Here is an 18016-nt window from a genome sequence, read left to right on the forward strand (position 1 = left end):
AATGATAGTTTATTCGTTCTAATTTTCTTCTTCCACATGATTACTGTTCCCCTTAAAAATAGTAGAATGACGTTTATTATATGGTTATTAAACTAACTGTAAATTCGAATTTCCCAATACTTTATTACCAGGTTTATCTTCTAATACTTCGATAGACATGATTAATTTATACTTGATTATTTATAATCAAGCGAATAAATTCCTCCCTCGATTATGAGAAGGACCATTAAAACGAGTACCTCAGTATTTTCATACTAAAATGAATATTAGTGTGCTTGAACCGAAAAACTTGTCATGAGTTTTCTATTTATAGCCTTGGCGTTTTGGAATATTTAGTCTTTCAAAATACATTAAATGATTTATTTTTTTTGCCTGTAGCTAAAATAATACATGCTTAACGGCCACCAAAGCACCGCGAAGATTGGATAAACAGCCCAGACTTCCTGTGGTGAAAAGATAGCATTGACGCTGATAAAAAAGACACTGATAAACAAAGATGCGTAGATAGAGAATCCAAAATAGGATTTTTGTTGTACGTGGTAAAGTGAAAGCGGCCACCAAAGAATAACGAAAGCAGGAAAAATAATCCACGGAACTTGAGGGGCTAAAAAGATATTTAATAGTATGTAGTATAAAATAAATGAAATACTTCCAATGAGAGCTGTAGTCATGGTTTTAGCCCTCTGTCCTTGTATCACAAGAGCCGGCCACATGACGATGGGGGCCACCGTATAGGAAAACCACGGATAACCAGGTGTATTGATATAGTTCACTATAATAAGACAAAGCAAAAGCAGGAAACTTCCCAGCACGGAGAATAGTGTGTATTTCTTTGCGCGTACGCAGTATAGCCCCAGAGAAAACAGTAATACAGCCAAGACTGGATAAATAAACCAAGGATATTGAGCGCTTGTTAAAAAATTAATCAGGATTAAAAAGACAATCGTCATGACACTGCCTGTAACAACAAAACCAATTTCATATTTCTTCATATTACTCTCCCTTTTTCACTTTCTTCCACCTGAAATACATTGTTAACGGCCACCAAAGCACTGCAAAGGTAGGATAGACAAACCAAATCACATGGGGTGAATAATAGAAATTGATGAAGACGAGCAAGGAAATAATTAATACACTTCCCCAGATTGAATACTCTAGGTTTAATTTCGTATTATTTTTCTTGGTTGGCTTACCTAGCTGTTTGACTCCAAGCTCATTTTTTAAATCCTCTGCATCGCCAAATTCAATAATTGCTTTATTAATCGCATCTTCTTCGCCTTTCCCCTGCTCCATTAAGTCCCACACCTTTTCCTCGAGGTTTTGCAGCACTTCCTGTATAACCGTTTCTTTTTGCTCACTTTCCGGAACGTCTTTAAATAACTCGTTCACACGCTTCATTAATTGCTTCAATTGAATTCCTCCATAAATAGATTAATAATTTTCTTTGTTTCTTTCCATTCTTCAACTGTTTCTTTAAAAAATGCCTTCCCCAGCGTAGTTATTCGGTAATACTTTCTTTTTCCTCCCCTTGAAACACTCCCGTAATAAGACTCAATTAATTCCTTTTTCTCCAGCCTTTGAAATACGGCATATAATGTTGCCTCTTTGATTTGAAAGCTATTTTCAGTACGCAAACTAATCTCTTGCGATATTTCATAACCGTAGCGGTCCTTTTCCAGAATTAAGCGTAGGATAATCGCATCCAAATGTCCGCGTATAATATCACTTCTAATCAAATTGTCACTCCCTTGCCTGTAAACTATTCCATCTCATAGAGTAATCATAACGAAATGTACTCTATCTGTCAAAGTAATTTTTCAGCTTTTTTAGGAAAACAGAAAAAATAGGTAATTTATCCATTATAAAGATAAAATGGCTGTCCAATCATGTTCGCGATAGGTAAGTATTTTGAGTCATCTTCAACTTTTGTCGGGTAGGTCAGAAAATGGTTATTATACAATTTTCTTTTTTAAATCTTCAAATGGAATACTTTCTAATTCTTGGTTCACGGATTTACTAACATTTACTGTAGACAGCGAAAATTTGTAACACGATTAGTACTTTAGAATCTAAATTCATTTGTACTATTAAGTCATTTGCTGCACTGTTTCTTTTTACTTAAGTACAATAGTAGGATCATTAAAAAATTCATCAATGGTTTTTGTCCGCAGTCTTGATGTGTTTTTATTTTAAGTCCAGCCAATTCGGTCTCATGCTTATTCTTTCAGAAATAGTCAAGATTTTTTTAACCCTGTTACTGTTTAATGACTCACCTTCATATTATCGGTACATTTTTACATAAAAACAAATATAGGTATATTGTACTAATCACTTAATCCCATGTATATCTTAAGAGACTGAACTTACATTTTCTAAATAATAAATTTGAATAATATATTTTGACCGTAAAAGCTATGCTATTAACTTTTATTGCACATATAAGTAGAAAATTAATTTAAAGTTCAAGTACTTTAGGGCGGAAAATCAACTAATTAATATAAAAAAGTAGAAGTCTATCTTTTTACTTACACCTTATATTTTCATTGCTTAATTGAAATAACAGGAGATGAAAGTCCGAGAATCTTTTACCGATCCTCGAACCCAACTGCTTATTATTTAATTTATTCTACCAACGCACAGCACTCCATGTGTATGTATTGTATGGGGCAATACAAGGGATGATGGTGAGATTAAGAAATTGGCTAAGTCCCTGCTAAAGTAGAACCTAGCACAGCTACTTTTATCGGAACTTTAATCGTTTGAATATACTCTTCTTTTTCATTCGTAATACTAATGAGGTCAACTTCTATGCGCCCACAAGTTTGGACACGAAATCAGCGTAGTCGCATTCGATGATAATCCAAACGACTTCAATGATTCTCTTGCTACCTTCACTTCTACTACTGGGTCAGCACTTAAAGAAAAATGCGAAGTTAATATTCTAGAAAAACATTACTAAAATGATAAGAAATGGATTATCAAATACGATATAATAAGGATATTAGCAAAATGATAAATCAAGAAGACGCTCAGATTGACATAGTGTCACTGGGGTCATCTGTTTTCCCATTTACTCTAGGAGGTACATTTTGAAAGAATCTAAATTGAATAAAGGATGGTTAAGTTTGGGGGCAATCGGGTTATTTTTTCTAGGAAAAATAAAATGGTTGTTTGCGCTATTGAAAATAGCAAAAGTAGGTTCCCTGATTTCTATTTTCGTTTCATTAGGAGCGTATGCCTTGGTTTACGGTTGGAAATTTGCCGTGGCCCTAGTCTATCTAATTTACATCCATGAAATGGGGCATTTACTTGCTGCTAAGAGAAAAGGCATCAAAACATCCAATGCCATTTTCATCCCTTTTGTTGGAGCATTAATTGCCCTTAAAGAAGAGCCCAAGAATGCTAACCAAGAAGCTTATCTTGCCTTCGGAGGTCCTTTATTAGGTACATTAGCATTTCTACCAGCCATCCCCCTATTTATGATGACGGAAAATCCATTTTGGCTTTTAGTTATTACACTTGGAGCCATGATTAACCTATTAAATCTAATGCCTGTGCATCCTCTTGATGGAGGACGTATAGTGGGAGTCATCTCCACAAAGCTTTGGGTATTAGGGATTATCGGAATGGTTGTATATTTGTTTCTCCATCCAAATCCATTTTTAATTCTTTTCTTATTATTGGGTATTTCTAAGTGGTGGAAAGAATTTCGTAGCGAGACAACCAGAAATCAAAGAGACATCATCATCGAACTGAATCAATTTGGGTTAGGGCAACTCGAACAATATGCAGGTGCAACAGATGAAGAAAAAATTCGCCTGGTTAATATTTGGAATATGGAATTAAGCCAACTATATGAAAAGTTTAACAACATGAAGAGTTGGCATATCCCGCTATTTGATGATAATAAGCTAAAAGAAAAACAGCTGACCGAGGTAAAATTAAATATTTATAGATCCTTAATGGATGCTGCTAATTCGAATGAATACCAGAACGGACCGACCGATTTTGAAAATATAGGCACGTATGAACGAATAGTAGCAACGTTCTTTAAAGAAGTGCAAGAACAAACTGAAATTAGGGATAAAGAGAAATCCTATTACTCATCGAGTCTCAAAACAAAAGTCATCTGGTTCTCATTATACATTGGGCTTGCCATTTTCTTAATGATAACAAGCTTATATGCAGGTGATTTAATGGAACAATATAAAACTTCATTACCGTAATACATTATGAAAAAGGGAACTCAATTTATGAAGGTCCCCTCAAACTGTAGACAAACTCGATTTTCATCGAGTTTGTCTACAGTTTTTTTGCTTGTACAAATTTGGACGTTGATTTCCATTTCATGCACTCGCTCCAATCAACTATGTTTAAAAATTTAGATAGAACTCCTTTTTCCTACAGTCTTTTTTGTTTTAAAATAGATCTATTAAAACTTGAGGTGATGAGGATGCTTTCGAAACATAATTCTATTCAGTGAGATCAACCGGTGCCGGCGAACCATTTGGTTCGTAAAATGGAGGCTTCCATTGACTTCACCTTCATTTACGACTTGGTGAAAGCCTCCTTAATTAATGTTCCAAATAAGCCCTCGTTTGGATCATTTATGATTAAGTAAATACCCCTACAAGTAACCTTCTAATAATTTTTGGTTCTGTTAAGGGTTATGGTGTTAATTAGACAAGAAAAAGAGGACCTAAAACACGTATAATCTATCGACTTCATCCTGTAAACCTAATTTTATCATTTCATGTATGACCAATTCTTTTAACCCTATCTCATCTGCAATTAAGTAAGTAAATTGGACATCTCTGAAAAAAGCTATTTTACTTTCTGTTGTTGCAGAATTAAAAAAGGCCTTCACTTCTTCCATGTCAATCTTCATATCTTTTTCAAGTTTGTATGGGAGAAAATTGCTTGTAATGTTCTCTACAGGTATTATGCCTAACCCATCAAGAGTTGATAAAATAGTTTGTTTCTCTCTTTCTGTCCTTACTTTTCCTTCCACATAATGATAGACATCTTCTATTCGTTCGCTATTGAATGTGGCTATTATCTTTTCCACTACATAGTTTGCGTCCTCTTCAAATTCCTCATCTTCAGGTTCTACTTGTTTTAGTTCTTTGAGCAAACGAATATACTGTCGCTCTTCTTCCAGGATATTAAAGTTAGAAATAGTTAAGGCATCTTTCATCGTACAAACCAAGTTAAGAAACTCCCTTATATTCCTTGCTACAATCTTTATATGTGAATCAAAATCCATTGGACTAATACATACAACAAAAGCATTCTCTAAATCAGATACTGTTCCGAAGTCAGTTAGAAATCCGAAATGTATGCCGTCAACGCCTGTACTAGCAAATGTAATGACATCATAGGGAGTATTTTCATAAGGGGAGAAGTCAAATTCCAAATAAAGGGATAAATCACTTAAGGAGTGGCCTTCTTTTTCAATTTCCTTCTCAAATTTATGGAGCTTTTCAATTGTTGGTGGCATTTTCAAATACTTTCCGAGATAACTCACTATTTTCTCCTTTAATATTGTGCCTTGTTAGGTGATTTAAGAATAACTCATCTGTTAAATTTTTACAATATTAAACCATCGTAAGTATTATCGACCCTAATTCGGCTGATTTCATCAAACATTAATTTCACTCGGTACAGCTGATAATATTGAACACGAATAAACATAGACTGATTTAACAAATTCACAAATTCACCTATGTTTCGTTCAAAAAAGGAAGACAAATGGATTGCATTTATTGAATGTATGTTGAAGGGACTATCTCTTCGTTAAACAGCCGAAACACCGAATCGGTGATGGTCTTATTTTTAACCTCCATCATTAGCTGAATAAGCAATAAGCTTTACCTACAGTTCCTTGAAATATTAATTATTAAAAATAATTGACCTGTAGTACGTTTAAATCCTTCTCAATCCGCCACCGTTACGCCACCAATTGAGTAAATAATACAAAATGAACTATATTTTATAAACAAAAAAGGCCCAAATCCTTGTGATATCAAGAATTTGAGCCTTTGTCAGTTGATGACCTGTGAGGGATTCGAACCCACGACCCCTTCCCTGTCAGGAAGTGAAAGTAATCGGATTATAACAGATTTATAATGAAAAAGACAATTGGACGCGAATCACCAGCTTTGGACTGAGATCTTTTAATTTGTATGATCGTTAATCAATTTTCTGCTCTTGCCGCTCGTATTTGGCTACTCTTTGCAATTTATCTAAATCCACCTTGCGATCCCATACTTTTTTTGCATTTTCTGTAATATAGGGATAAAGATATTGATCAACGACCACCTGATAATCCAGGTCATCAAGTAAATTATACGTACGAATTTTTATGGTTTTGTCATCAAGGGTGTCAATGACTATATCATTGATTAAATTCAGTGGATTTCTTACTAAATCGATATTCCGGATATTCTTAATATAAACTGTACCTTTCTTCGACTTAATCGTACCATTTTCACCTTGGACAATCGTTAACAGGACCTTTCCTGGAATAAGACCTGGAAGTGACCAAAGCGTTAGGTAAAGGTAAAAAGGAGTAAAGATGAGACCACCACCAAGGTAAAATAAAGAATACTTGGACTCAAATTTCAAACCGTGTATGATTAAGAAAAAACAAGCAATAAAAAAACCTACAGTCGCAAGAAACATCCACCCGTACATGAACTTTGACCCTTTTATCTGAATGGCGTTATTTTCTTTCTTAACGTTTACCAAATAATGCACCTCCTTAATCTGGAAGAATCTTGTTGGTTAATAATAGTTGATTAATAGATGCCTCATTTGCTCTCTGAATACTCAGTTCAAGGTTGTTGTCCCTTGTAGCTAGCCAACATTCATTCTTTCCTGGAATCATAAAATAAAGATCTTTTAGGTCAGGGTTATTCTCTGAATCATACGTTAAGCTTACTAAACTATCCATTTTACCGTTTCTATTCGAAATATCATTTAAAAACTCTAAGATACTAGTAGACTCTCCCTTTTTACTTACCCATTTCTGAACAATTGACTCCGGTAAAGAATGAGATTGACTTACATCTTCTAAAAGTTCTTCAAATTCTTCACTTTTTAACTGAAGAATAACTTCACCTTGCTTTTCTAACGTATGGAAATGGAAAAAACCGCTTATAACTGAAAGGATTTCTTCTTTCGGCAGCTTAGAAATAGAGTGAACTTGATGATCGTACAATACTTTATGTAAATAAACCTCTCCTTTTTTAAAATGAAAGGAAATACTATCTTCTCCATTTAAGTCTGGCTGATGTTTAGAAGCCGTTACGGTACTTTCTGCATTATTCAATGTATGAATATAGGCAGCAAATTCATCTTTTAACTTATATTGATTATTTACTTCCTTTAACATATCTTTTGCTAACAAAGAGCGAGAGGCAATTTCTAGCATTAATTTCAACTCGGCATCTTGAAGCGTTTGAAAATAGGTTTCCTTAATCGACATTCCTTGTTCAAATAAACCTTCACTATAAAATGAAAAAAGTAACTCTTCAATACTTAATTGAACGGTATTCATATATCCTCCTTAAAAAAATGAAAATTTATCCTCAAAAAAATCTTTTGCTCCATCGGCAAGGGAACTCGCTGTTTCTTTTGCTTTAGATAATCCCTTACCAATTTCCCCCACCTTCCCTATTGGGTCAGCAATAGTATCCTTAATTTGATCATTTAAGAAATCAACACCTTTATTAACACCTTCAACAACTTTCCCAGCTTTCTCCAAACCACCTTTAATCAGTTCAAGCCCATCATGTATAGGTTCTTTAATGATAATCGCTGCTTTCTCTGCTATACCTGCCGTAAGCTTAGCCGCTTGCTCTCCAACAAGTCCTCCTACAAATGAACCTGCAGCGGCTCCTACAACCGTACCGACTGGGCCTACTAAACTTCCTAGAGCCCCTCCTACGAATGCTCCCGCAATGGAACCTCCAGAAATCGCTACGGTATTATTCACTGCATTTCCTACCGCTTTTGCATTTTCTCGCTTTAAGACCTCTGGATTATTTCCATATTTCGCATAGTTTTCGGAAATTTTCAGTCCCATTCCGCCTGCTTCCATTACTCCTGTTACCAGTACTGCACTAACAGCGTTGGTTTTGGCAAATTTCGCTCCCGACTGTAGAAATGATTTAAACGTTGTAGAGTCCAATGCTCGATGATTAATCCCTTCAAATAATGCCTTTGAACTATCTGTATACTTAACAACATCACCAGGAAGATATTTGGCAACCTTTTTGTGAACTAAATCAGCAAATGGAACATCTCTATATTTTTTCAATAAAAAGGTTGGATTTAAATAGGCTCTTGCTACATTACGAAATTTGGAATTATCGACTACATCTGTTAGTTTATTTAGGGCATTCATATGTTTATACATATAGACATCATCACTATTTTTGATAAATTGTGTAAAACCCAACCCATAAAATGCCAGCTGCTTTGATACTAAAGCACCCATCGCAGTGAGCGCTCCATATTTCTCATGCAGTTTATAAAGTTGACCGACTAAGTTATCAGCATCGGAAAATTTATTGGCGGTCATTCGAAGGTCGATCTCCATTTCACTGAGAAGGTCAACTATTTGATTTCCTGTTCCCCACGGATCTCCTACTTGATAAAAACAATGACTATACTCTGCTGGAGCACTGCTAATTAGGTTCACTAGTTCCAAATGAAGACTCTTGTATTCTTCTTCAATTTTTGACAAGTGCGAGACAAACTCATTTGCTAAATATTCTAAACGATCTGGGTCTACGGAAATTTTATTCCCCACTGTATCATCCTCTTTTCTTTTCCTTTATGAACTATTTCATCTATATACTATGAAAAAAGTGATGTCCTAATAGAATAATCTGTAAAGGCAGGATAAATGGGTCGACACAACCCGGTACCCAATTTTTATCCATTCCTTGCTTACCGCCATCTTCTTTTTTCTTTCCTTGTCTCTACTTATTACGAGCCATTTTAAACCTTTCAAAACGATTATCATATTGGCAAGTAAAGTTGTAAAACTTTAGCGGACATAAGGTAGACTTAAAAAAGAGTGATTATTTGATGTGCCAAAACACCAAATTGAATGAACAAAATAAAAAAACCGCCGCAGCCGGGGAGTAAACTACCATCTTTATTTTGCTTATTCTTATCCGGGAGGATCCAGCCTTCCTCTTCCAAACTTTTACGATCCCTATTCTTCGGTTTCATATGACACCTCTTTATATCCTTCATTCATTTTGTTTCTACTCATCCTTCATACAAGCTAGGCGCTCTAATTCTCTTTGTCTTTCAATCTCTTCTCTCACTCTGTCAACTTCATTTGCTGCGCTTTCTAATTCTCTACTTATTTGATAAAGATTGTCTGAATGTCTTTGAAATAGGACAGCTGCTTCATCTAGTATTGAATCAAATTTTTTCCGGGCTTCGCCAGCCCATGTCTCCGTATTTGTATGTATACTCTGCATTAATTTTGATTCATCTAATTTTAACTCCTCAGAAGATTCCTGAAACACTTTTGTTAATGCTCTGACTTTATCCGAATTCATCTTTTCACCTCATTATTGAGTCAACGTACTTTTTCTCTATTTATTCTCAAATACCATTTTAATACAACAATTCCCTATTTTAGATAAGTAAATGTTACTATAATTACTAAGTCACTTCCATAGGCCCCCAGTATTGAAATAAGAAATAGATATAGGAGGAATGTTTTATTTTATTAACATAACGAGTGTAGTTGAAAAGTATGCCATGATATAACGAGGAAAACTGCAATTTTCCTCATTCAGAGGAAGAAGGTTTATCCATTTCTGCACCATTTTCTTAGAGTACATTAATTTATTAGCATTTTATCTAATTCACGAACTTTATCATATGACTCCAATAGTTGTTCAGGTATTAATGTTCTCCCATAATCCCAAGCATTAGTTTCTATTTCAGATTTTAGCTTTTCTTTTTCTTCTTCGTGACCATACATTAAAATCCTTAAATCATGTTTGTTTTTCTTAAAATCTAAATAATAACCAATCATACGATAAAGAATAATTTTAACAAAGTCTTCCTCTGTCTCTTTAATTCTAATTTTCCCTTTATAACCGTTAACTTGAAGGTAATTGAATTTTATAGTATTGGTCGATACGTTATAACTCATAGGTGCACTTAGATTATTGTCAAATTCATAAATAATATCCAAATTGTGCTCATTTAATGTGTTATTAATTATCTTTTCGATATCGCTTATATAAAGCATTTAACTATCACTTCCCTTTTAAAGACTTACTTCATTATAGTAGTAGATTAAGTTATTCTTCATTTATCAATATGATAAACTGTTGAGATATTAAAATCACACAGTTAAAACCAGGAAATATTTACCATATAATACTGAAGTGGAGGGTAAGTCATACGAGAAGTATGATTAATCCCCTAATAGAACCCTTAATTGGAAAGGAATTTTACTTTTAATTACTCTTCTATACTTTCCTCCTTCTATTTATTTCACTTTAAAACTTTCTATCATTGGTTGTAATTCTTCTACCATCATTTCAAGTGAAGGGATTGTATTATACTTTTCAAGCCAAGAAACGTAATGAAGTGCTACATTAAGCGCAATATCAAAGTAGGGGACAGGTTCGTTGTAACCACACTTTCTGTGAGATGAAAATTTATCTCTGAAGTCTTTCATCGTTTGCCGATATTTTGCATAGTCTTCATGCGTCATCTTATTTTTAACATCCATCGTGAGCTGAATAAGCATAAGGCTTTACCTACAGTTCCTTGAAATATTAATTATTACAAATAATTGTCCTGTAATGCGTTTTAATCCTTCTCTATCCGCCACCAATTGAGTAAATAATACAAAATGAACTATATTTAAAAATAAAAAAAGGCCCAAATCCCTGTTATATCAAGGATTTGAGCCTTTGGTAGTTGATGACCTGTGAGGGATTCGAACCCACGACCCCTTCCCTGTCAAGGAAGTGCTCTCCCACTGAGCTAACAAGTCGTATGTAATGACTGACTGGTTACTTAAGTACATAATTTATTATAAGTTTTTTTGTTAAAAAGTCAACGCATTATATTAAAAAAGTTTTAATTTTTTCTTATTTTATTTCCCCACTCCGCAAAACACGAACGAACATTCCCTTTTCACTTGCATATAAAACGTACGTTCGCATATAATGATAGCAAGCAAGTCAGCAAAGGAGTGACAGGGAATGAAATATATACTTCGTAAACATATGGAAGGAAATGCTCCATTGGAGATAATTTATCTCTCCGAACAAGGTAAGATCACGCAGCGGAAAATACAGGTGCTTGAAATTTATCCAGGCCATATTCACGCATTCTGTTTTCTAAGGCAGACAAAACGGACATTTAAAGTGGCCAATATCCTTTCTGCCCGCCTCATTAAGGCTAGGTTTGATAGGTCTGGCTGAAGATTGTTAATCAAGGTTCAACCGATTAACTCTTCTTCTTCCTGGATGTCCTTTTCCTGTTCGGTTAACGATTCTTCTTCATCTCTCAGACGGTGAGCTAACCTTGAGGCGGCACTCGCGGCAATGCTAGCAACGATATCATCCAGGAAGGTATGCACGATTCCTTCTTGCTTCTTATCAAGTTCGTGTATGACGCCTATTTTATTTTTATCCAAATGGCCAAAGGTCGTTACAGCAATGCTTCCGTAACCGAGCACTGCACCAAAGGCAATCGTTTCATCCACTCCGAATAGCCCTTCATCAGACTCAACAATCGATTGCAGGGGTTCTGATAGTTTTTTTTGCTCGGCCAGTTTATCCAGCTCCACACCGACTAAAATGGCATGTTGAATTTCCCTTTTCAACAGGACACGCTCAACGCTGTGGATGCATTCCTCCAGCTTTAGATCAGCTTTATACGGGAACTGCAATTCATAAACGATTTTTGCAATTGCCTCCACACTGACACCACGCTCTAATAATGTTCGTTTAGCCGCCTTCGTTACTTCCCTGCTGTGTACTTGTACATCTGCCATTTTATTCGCCACCTTTTTTATTGTATTATTTTTCTATATCCTTTTATTATAGCACCTTATTATTCAAATTTTTAGAAAATACAATGAAAATTTTCTATTCTAAAATCTTGTCACGGGAAAAAGTCGCTAGGCTATGCTAAAATAATCAAGTAAGTTGTTTTTCATTATTATTTATCATGAGGTGCGGGAGAATGAGTTTACGCAAAGGCACAATTAAAGAGTACATGTTTAAAAGCGAAGCTTTAGCAGAAGAATTGGAACTGCTTGTTTACTTACCTGCTAATTTTTCGCCACTGTATAAATATTCGCTTGTGATTGCTCAGGATGGCCGTGATTATTTTCAAATGGGTCGAATTGGTCGGGTAGCAGATGAACTGTTAGGGAACGATGAGATTGAGAATATCATCATTGTCGGCATTCCCTATAAAGACCGCTTTGACCGCAGGCGCAAATATCATCCCGACGGGGAACAGCACATTGCATACATACGTTTTCTTGCCCATGAACTTGTCCCGTTTTTAGATGATGAATTCCCTACCTATCAAATGGGACATGGTCGAACTTTGATCGGTGACTCTCTTGGCGGTACAGTTTCTTTATTGGCCGCACTAAAGTATCCGCATACATTTGGGAAATGCATCATGCAGTCGCCACTTGCCAATGAGGCAGTAATGGATGCTGTACGTAATTTTGAGGATCCGCATCTTCTCGAACTTTACCATGTGATCGGGACTGGGGAAACGGATGTTCCGACGACGGATGGCAAGAAGGCAAACTTCATAGAGCCCAACAGGGAATTGCATAAATTAATAAATCAAAAAGGATTTCCTTACTTCTATGAAGAATTTGAAGGTAATCATACCTGGAAATACTGGCAGGCAGATTTAAAACGAGCACTATTGGAAATGTTCTAACCCTCTCCTTTTGTGAAGGGTTAAAGAAAAGCATGGCCAACTATAATACAACAATAAAAAAATATCAGGAGGTATTATTTATGAAATATGGTGTTGCAATTTTCCCTTCAAAAAAACTTCAAGATTTAGCTAACTCCTATCGCAAACGGTATGATACGAAATATGCTTTCATACCACCGCATCTGACGCTTAAACCAACGTTCGAAGCGACGGATATGGAAATTTCAACAATCGCCGATCAATTAAAAGACATTGCTCGTAAGTGCAGGCCTTTTACGATAAGCGTTACGAAAACGAAGTCTTTCCAACCTGTAAGCAATACCATTTATTTCAAAGTGGAATTATCCGAAGGGCTTCAAGAGCTGCATGATGCACTTAACAATGAGGACTTCATGAAAAGTGAAAGTGAACATGCATTTGTCCCGCATATTACCATCGCTCAAGATTTATCCGATAATGAGCACTCTGATGTTTTAGGCCAATTAAGCATGCTTGACATCAGCCATGAAGAAGAGGTGAAACGAGTTCACTTGCTGTATCAACTTGAAGATGGGGCATGGACCGTTTATGAAACATTTAGATTAGGAGCTGAATGATTTCGTGTTTGTAAAAATCGCAGAAAACAGCCAAGAGCTTGAAAATGCTTATATGATCAGAAAAAAAGTGTTCGTCCAAGAACAAAACGTCCCTCTTGAAGAAGAGATCGATGAATATGAACAAGAGTCTACACATTTCGTTTTATATGATAATCAGCATCAGCCAATCGGTGCCGGCCGTTTCAGGGTCATCGACAACATCGGTAAAGTCCAGCGCATTTGTGTACTATCATCTGGCCGTAAGAATGGTGCCGGTGCCATGATCATGAATGCAATTGAGGAATACGCCATCCAGCAGGAAGTACCTCAATTGAAGCTTGATTCCCAGGTCCATGCCATCCCTTTTTATTCGAAATTAGGGTATGAGGTCGTTTCCGACGAATTCATGGATGCCGGCATTCCTCATAAAACGATGAAGAAAACCGTTTTATAATATACAAAAGCTGTCCTTTCAGTTCTCTGATTGGACAGCTTTTTTTGTTCGTTCATGAACTTAAATTATCGTTTAATAAAAAAAACCATTTCCGTTCAATGGCAATCTCAGCAAAAATACATAGTCTATATATAGAAAGCAAGAAGGAGGGAAAATTTTATGGGTAACAATGATTTTAACCTGGAGGAGTCTCAAAAAAGACTGATGGAACTGCTGGTTTCGAGGACTATGAGAAAACATGGTTTCAAAAAGGAAAAAGTCGATCTGACTGAAAGAGAGAAAAACAACCTTAAAGAAACCATTCGCCATTTACAAGAGCAATCACAAAAAATCATAAACCAAGAAAAGAACATCACTGAACATGATGTTAATCCAGTTACAAATTCCATTCACAACAAATTCACGGATTCCAAAGATAAATGACACACCATATCACCTAATCAAACCTTACTTGCTGGCGAGAATTAAGTAAACCGAGTCATAGCAGCACTTACATTTCATTCCTAAAGCTCCAGCTTCTTTATTATTCATCCCCACACACTAATACTTTCTCTAAGTATTAAAAAATAGACGAATTAACTGATTTATTCGTCCAACCCGATTACCCATCAAAGCATATTTTAATAGGGAATAAAACCTAAGGAGGAAAAAACAACATGAACCAAAATGTATATCGTAGCAACTGTAACACACATGAAGACTCTGAAAGATCATGGTCGGCTCTAGATTCCGCTTCCAGACATCCCCTGTCAGGGTTCTGTAACGACGATGACACACGCATTGACCAAGAGGCAAGACAGGATAATAATCAAGTTCAGCTTTCTGAAGAACTTATTTACATTAAAGATTCTTGTAATGTAAATGTCACTTCAACGGATGTTAAAGCGGCCCTTTCTCTTCAAGCTGCTCTACAAGCTGCAATTGCGGTCATCGTAAGCATTTCAATCGCAGATTCTGATAATGCTGAAAAGATCACTCAAGAATTAATCCAATCTTCTAATGTTAAACAAATCACGCGCCAAAAAACAATTGTTGAAAACAGCCGTGATATCGACATTACAACAACTGATGCACAAATCGCTCTAAACATCCAATTATTATTACAACTATTGTTAGCTCTAATCGTAGAAATTGACATTCTCTAAGGAATCAACACAAAAAGGACACTTCGCGTGTCCTCTTTTGTTTTTGGTGGCATATCTAGACAACTTCGTTGAAGAACCTTCCTTTCCCTGTCATTTCCGCCGTTATTTCTTCACTGACCCTCATGCCCATTTGATATTTATATGTGCCTGCCCCATATGTACTTTCCCGATTATTATCTTTAATTTGATGTAATCCTTCAAAGCTTCCCCTTTCACTTTTAAGCACCTGATCAAAACGGACAGGTTGAATGGGTGTCGTCCCTTTAACAATTCTTACATTCTCTGCAGCTTCGATCGTCCGGTTGGCATATTGAATATAATCAAATTGTGTGACAGGTGCTATGTACCCCATAGTTTTCCCTCCTTATATTTACATAGTTATATTGTCATTTAATTACCCGTCCGAAACAATATTTAATCACGATTTTCCGCATTCTTTTTTCCTAATCTTCTGGTATGATGAGTATTGCCGATATTTTTAATAGATTAGAGGTATCCATTTATATGAATCAAGCAAAATCTGGCACTGAAATCGTACATTTACATACCGTTTCAGCTGGTGAGCTGCAGACACTTTTTGAAAAAGGAAAACGTGATCAGCTTTCTTGTATCATTTGTCATAAACCAGTGAAATTATTTATTGGAATCCATGAAACGCCTTATTTTTATCATAGTGATCCATCGCAGGTACCCTGTGACTTGCCAATTTCAGAAACAATAAATGAGGAAAAGCCATTAGAATATATGGAACAGAATGGATTTAGGATTCCTACATCACGAACCATTACGGAAACAAAAACCATTACAGAACCTTTCCTTAAAAGCCGGCCCATAACCGGCAACCCGAAATATTCAGATAAACCATCCTGTCTGGCACAATCAGAGGAACCATACTTTCAAGAATTATCCTCATCAGGGGTTGTTCTCGATGCAGAGCAACTCAAGGCGGTAACGACAATCGATGGACCAATTCTTGTCCTATCCGGAGCAGGCAGCGGGAAAACCCGCGTATTGACGGTACGTACAGCCTACATGCTTACAGTGAAAAAGATTGATCCTAAAAGTATCATGCTTGTAACATTTACGGCGAAATCAGCAAAGGAAATGCAGCAGCGTCTGCTCGGTTATCCATATATGACTCCTTCCCTTGTTTCTCAAATCGTGAGCGGGACCTTTCATAGCATCTTTTATAAAATCCTCATTTTCCATGAACCATCCAAATGGCAGCGTGATTTCCTATTGAAGTGGGAGTGGGAAAAAGAAAAGGTATTGAAACAGGCTGGCAGGGAATTGGAACTTGATGAAAAGGAATTTGCATATGATCAAGCCCTTCAACAAATTGGGCTTTGGAAAAACTCATTGGCTTTTCCAGAGGATATCCAACCTAAGGACGATTGGGAGAAATCGTGTTTATTTTTATATAAGAAATATGAAGAATATAAACAGCAAACAGGGAAGTATGATTTTGATGATATGCTTATAGGCTGTTATGTATTTTTAAAAAACCACCCCGATTTTTTAAAGAAATATCAGCAAAGGTTTAATTATTTTTTGGTAGATGAGTTTCAGGATATCAATAAAGTTCAATATGAATTGATAAAACTCCTCTCTGCTGAATCAAAAAATGTATGTGCAGTTGGCGATGATGATCAATCGATCTATTCATTCCGGGGAAGCGATCCGAAATATATTTTGAATTTCAATCATGATTTCCCTCGTTCCCAAGTTGTGAAGCTGACGGAGAATTACCGATCTTCCCATGAAATTGTCGCTACAGCGAACCGATTGATCAAGCGCAACCAGAACCGGATGGAGAAAAAGATGAGGGCACAGCATGATTCAGGAAATCCCCCTGTTTTATTTTATCCTTATGATGAGGAATTGGAAGCAACGATGATCGTATCCGATATCCAAGAGAAAATATCCAAGGGAGCAAACCCTGGGGATTTTGCGGTATTGTACAGGACACACACGATGTCCAGGGCCATTTTTGAACGGCTGGCCGCTTCCAACCTGCCATTCGTCATTGAAAAGGATGCGGATTCGTTTTATCAGCGCAAGGTCATTCGCGGCATGCTTGCCTTTATGCGTTTGAGTTTGTTCCCGCATGACAGCAAGGCAGCAGCTGATGTCCTTTCCTCCTTATTCTTAAAGCAAAGTATATTACAGGAATTAAAAGCAATGACAATATTGCAGGATTGTGATTTTATTGATGCATTTGCTTTTGTTAAGACAGGACATGCTTTTCAGGAACGAAGATTAAAAACGATTCCAGGACAGATCCGCTCTTTAAAAATAATGTCGCCTCTCGTAGCTTTAGAAATCATCGAAAAAGATTTAGGATACCAGGAATATGTAAAAAAACGCGGAAGTGATGCGAACCTGGAAAAAGGGTCCGATGACATCCGTGACTTAAAGGTTGCGGCAAATCGTTTTCCCACCGTCGCCGCTTTCCTAGAACATGTAGATCATATGACTGCGATGATCCAAGAGATCAAACAGCTATCGAAACATTTTAAGGATGCCATACAGCTTACCACCATACACCGTTCCAAAGGGCTTGAATACCCAACCGTTTATGTCCTTGCTGCTGTTGATGGCAGCATCCCTCATGATTTCGCACTTGAATCATACCGAAAAGGGGAACTAACCCCTCTTGAAGAGGAAAGACGATTGCTCTATGTAGCGGCAACCAGGGCCAAAAAGGATCTTTACCTTTCCATCCTGCAAACTAGACGCGGACGGACCGCCCATCCATCACGTTTCTTGAAGCTTTGACCAAAGCTCATGCTAACCATATATGGAAATCAAGCTTCAACTTTTTTTAAATAAAAAAACTGCCGGCAAACCCGCTTTCCTCGAGTTTGTCTGCAGTC

At 36.4% G+C, this 18016-nt stretch carries 21 protein-coding genes, 1 tRNA gene and 1 pseudogene; 8 read left to right on the forward strand and 15 right to left on the reverse strand.

Going from position 1 to position 18016, the window contains the following annotated elements:
• Positions 1-359: 359 nt before the first annotated feature.
• The 4 genes and pseudogenes from ACWF5P_RS06155 to ACWF5P_RS06170 form a co-directional block, all read right to left on the reverse strand.
• Complete coding sequence (locus tag ACWF5P_RS06155; RefSeq protein WP_230177415.1) at positions 360-992, reverse strand: hypothetical protein; 633 nt, start codon at positions 990-992, stop codon at positions 360-362.
• 1 nt (position 993) lies between these two features.
• Positions 994-1410, reverse strand: a complete 417-nt coding sequence (locus ACWF5P_RS06160) for a permease prefix domain 1-containing protein (protein ID WP_230177413.1) — start codon at positions 1408-1410, stop codon at positions 994-996.
• Positions 1407-1736, reverse strand: coding sequence for a PadR family transcriptional regulator (locus tag ACWF5P_RS06165; protein WP_202315495.1), 330 nt, complete (start codon positions 1734-1736; stop codon positions 1407-1409). The genes ACWF5P_RS06160 and ACWF5P_RS06165 overlap by 4 nt, the downstream gene beginning before the upstream one ends.
• Before the next feature lie 972 nt (positions 1737-2708).
• Positions 2709-2934 (reverse strand): annotated as a pseudogene (locus ACWF5P_RS06170) (flavodoxin-dependent (E)-4-hydroxy-3-methylbut-2-enyl-diphosphate synthase); the annotation flags it as partial.
• Between the two features lie 155 nt (positions 2935-3089).
• On the opposite strand from ACWF5P_RS06170, the gene ACWF5P_RS06175 reads away from it, so the two are divergent.
• Positions 3090-4226: a site-2 protease family protein gene (locus ACWF5P_RS06175; protein WP_230177411.1), complete on the forward strand. Its 1137-nt coding sequence runs from the start codon at positions 3090-3092 to the stop codon at positions 4224-4226.
• Between the two features lie 473 nt (positions 4227-4699).
• Here the strand turns inward: ACWF5P_RS06175 and ACWF5P_RS06180 are convergent, their stop codons facing one another.
• The 9 genes from ACWF5P_RS06180 to ACWF5P_RS06220 form a co-directional block, all read right to left on the reverse strand.
• On the reverse strand, positions 4700-5527 hold the full coding sequence (locus ACWF5P_RS06180) for a hypothetical protein (RefSeq protein ID WP_434168910.1): 828 nt from the start codon (positions 5525-5527) through the stop codon (positions 4700-4702).
• 665 nt (positions 5528-6192) lie between these two features.
• On the reverse strand, positions 6193-6750 hold the full coding sequence (locus ACWF5P_RS06185; protein WP_434168908.1) for a DUF5381 family protein: 558 nt from the start codon (positions 6748-6750) through the stop codon (positions 6193-6195).
• 13 nt (positions 6751-6763) lie between these two features.
• Entirely contained in the window at positions 6764-7561 is a 798-nt protein-coding gene (locus ACWF5P_RS06190) for a hypothetical protein (protein WP_434168906.1), read from the reverse strand.
• Between the two features lie 9 nt (positions 7562-7570).
• Entirely contained in the window at positions 7571-8818 is a 1248-nt protein-coding gene (locus ACWF5P_RS06195) for a glycine zipper domain-containing protein (RefSeq protein ID WP_434168904.1), read from the reverse strand.
• Between the two features lie 260 nt (positions 8819-9078).
• On the reverse strand, positions 9079-9246 hold the full coding sequence (locus tag ACWF5P_RS06200) for a hypothetical protein (protein ID WP_157831085.1): 168 nt from the start codon (positions 9244-9246) through the stop codon (positions 9079-9081).
• Positions 9247-9281: 35 nt separating this feature from the next.
• A complete protein-coding gene (locus ACWF5P_RS06205) occupies positions 9282-9584 on the reverse strand; it encodes a WXG100 family type VII secretion target (protein ID WP_230177407.1) in 303 nt (100 codons plus the stop codon).
• Positions 9585-9871: 287 nt separating this feature from the next.
• Positions 9872-10288, reverse strand: a complete 417-nt coding sequence (locus ACWF5P_RS06210; protein WP_054397148.1) for a hypothetical protein — start codon at positions 10286-10288, stop codon at positions 9872-9874.
• Between the two features lie 243 nt (positions 10289-10531).
• Complete coding sequence (locus ACWF5P_RS06215; protein ID WP_434168901.1) at positions 10532-10795, reverse strand: hypothetical protein; 264 nt, start codon at positions 10793-10795, stop codon at positions 10532-10534.
• 177 nt (positions 10796-10972) lie between these two features.
• Positions 10973-11044 (reverse strand) — tRNA-Val (locus ACWF5P_RS06220).
• Positions 11045-11255: 211 nt separating this feature from the next.
• Here ACWF5P_RS06220 and ACWF5P_RS06225 point away from each other — a divergent pair.
• Positions 11256-11477, forward strand: coding sequence for a hypothetical protein (locus tag ACWF5P_RS06225; protein WP_101224088.1), 222 nt, complete (start codon positions 11256-11258; stop codon positions 11475-11477).
• A gap of 17 nt (positions 11478-11494) precedes the next feature.
• On the opposite strand, the gene ACWF5P_RS06230 is transcribed toward ACWF5P_RS06225, so the two are convergent.
• The gene (locus ACWF5P_RS06230; RefSeq protein WP_101224089.1) at positions 11495-12052 is read right to left on the reverse strand and encodes a phosphatidylglycerophosphatase A family protein; all 558 of its coding nucleotides are present in this window, start codon (positions 12050-12052) and stop codon (positions 11495-11497) included.
• Positions 12053-12243: 191 nt separating this feature from the next.
• Here ACWF5P_RS06230 and ACWF5P_RS06235 point away from each other — a divergent pair, with 191 nt between their 5' ends.
• The 5 genes from ACWF5P_RS06235 (at position 12244) to ACWF5P_RS06255 (ending at position 15140) form a co-directional block, all read left to right on the forward strand.
• Positions 12244-12966: an alpha/beta hydrolase gene (locus tag ACWF5P_RS06235; RefSeq protein WP_101224090.1), complete on the forward strand. Its 723-nt coding sequence runs from the start codon at positions 12244-12246 to the stop codon at positions 12964-12966.
• 80 nt (positions 12967-13046) lie between these two features.
• On the forward strand, positions 13047-13562 hold the full coding sequence (locus tag ACWF5P_RS06240; protein ID WP_101224091.1) for a YjcG family protein: 516 nt from the start codon (positions 13047-13049) through the stop codon (positions 13560-13562).
• A gap of 4 nt (positions 13563-13566) precedes the next feature.
• Positions 13567-13995: a GNAT family N-acetyltransferase gene (locus tag ACWF5P_RS06245; protein WP_434168898.1), complete on the forward strand. Its 429-nt coding sequence runs from the start codon at positions 13567-13569 to the stop codon at positions 13993-13995.
• A gap of 159 nt (positions 13996-14154) precedes the next feature.
• Entirely contained in the window at positions 14155-14418 is a 264-nt protein-coding gene (locus tag ACWF5P_RS06250) for a hypothetical protein (RefSeq protein WP_101224093.1), read from the forward strand.
• Positions 14419-14651: 233 nt separating this feature from the next.
• A complete protein-coding gene (locus ACWF5P_RS06255; RefSeq protein WP_101224094.1) occupies positions 14652-15140 on the forward strand; it encodes a spore coat protein in 489 nt (162 codons plus the stop codon).
• Between the two features lie 55 nt (positions 15141-15195).
• Here ACWF5P_RS06255 and ACWF5P_RS06260 read toward each other — a convergent pair whose 3' ends face one another.
• Complete coding sequence (locus ACWF5P_RS06260) at positions 15196-15492, reverse strand: hypothetical protein (protein WP_101224095.1); 297 nt, start codon at positions 15490-15492, stop codon at positions 15196-15198.
• A gap of 152 nt (positions 15493-15644) precedes the next feature.
• Here ACWF5P_RS06260 and ACWF5P_RS06265 point away from each other — a divergent pair, with 152 nt between their 5' ends.
• Positions 15645-17918: a UvrD-helicase domain-containing protein gene (locus tag ACWF5P_RS06265; protein WP_434168895.1), complete on the forward strand. Its 2274-nt coding sequence runs from the start codon at positions 15645-15647 to the stop codon at positions 17916-17918.
• Positions 17919-18016 lie beyond the last annotated feature (98 nt).

It is taken from the genome of Peribacillus sp. NPDC055009 (assembly GCF_053608705.1).

What these genes read in the sequence shown, in the direction of transcription:
- ACWF5P_RS06155 (WP_230177415.1), bottom strand. Translation starts at nt 992, where the DNA reads ATGAAGAAATATGAAATTGGTTTTGTTGTTACAGGCAGTGTCATGACG.
- ACWF5P_RS06190 (WP_434168906.1), bottom strand. Translation starts at nt 7,561, where the DNA reads ATGAATACCGTTCAATTAAGTATTGAAGAGTTACTTTTTTCATTTTAT.
- ACWF5P_RS06200 (WP_157831085.1), bottom strand. Translation starts at nt 9,246, where the DNA reads ATGAAACCGAAGAATAGGGATCGTAAAAGTTTGGAAGAGGAAGGCTGG.
- ACWF5P_RS06205 (WP_230177407.1), bottom strand. Translation starts at nt 9,584, where the DNA reads ATGAATTCGGATAAAGTCAGAGCATTAACAAAAGTGTTTCAGGAATCT.
- ACWF5P_RS06210 (WP_054397148.1), bottom strand. Translation starts at nt 10,288, where the DNA reads ATGCTTTATATAAGCGATATCGAAAAGATAATTAATAACACATTAAAT.
- ACWF5P_RS06215 (WP_434168901.1), bottom strand. Translation starts at nt 10,795, where the DNA reads ATGCTTATTCAGCTCACGATGGATGTTAAAAATAAGATGACGCATGAA.
- ACWF5P_RS06225 (WP_101224088.1), top strand. Translation starts at nt 11,256, where the DNA reads ATGAAATATATACTTCGTAAACATATGGAAGGAAATGCTCCATTGGAG.
- ACWF5P_RS06230 (WP_101224089.1), bottom strand. Translation starts at nt 12,052, where the DNA reads ATGGCAGATGTACAAGTACACAGCAGGGAAGTAACGAAGGCGGCTAAA.
- ACWF5P_RS06235 (WP_101224090.1), top strand. Translation starts at nt 12,244, where the DNA reads ATGAGTTTACGCAAAGGCACAATTAAAGAGTACATGTTTAAAAGCGAA.
- ACWF5P_RS06240 (WP_101224091.1), top strand. Translation starts at nt 13,047, where the DNA reads ATGAAATATGGTGTTGCAATTTTCCCTTCAAAAAAACTTCAAGATTTA.
- ACWF5P_RS06250 (WP_101224093.1), top strand. Translation starts at nt 14,155, where the DNA reads ATGGGTAACAATGATTTTAACCTGGAGGAGTCTCAAAAAAGACTGATG.
- ACWF5P_RS06255 (WP_101224094.1), top strand. Translation starts at nt 14,652, where the DNA reads ATGAACCAAAATGTATATCGTAGCAACTGTAACACACATGAAGACTCT.
- ACWF5P_RS06260 (WP_101224095.1), bottom strand. Translation starts at nt 15,492, where the DNA reads ATGGGGTACATAGCACCTGTCACACAATTTGATTATATTCAATATGCC.
- ACWF5P_RS06265 (WP_434168895.1), top strand. Translation starts at nt 15,645, where the DNA reads ATGAATCAAGCAAAATCTGGCACTGAAATCGTACATTTACATACCGTT.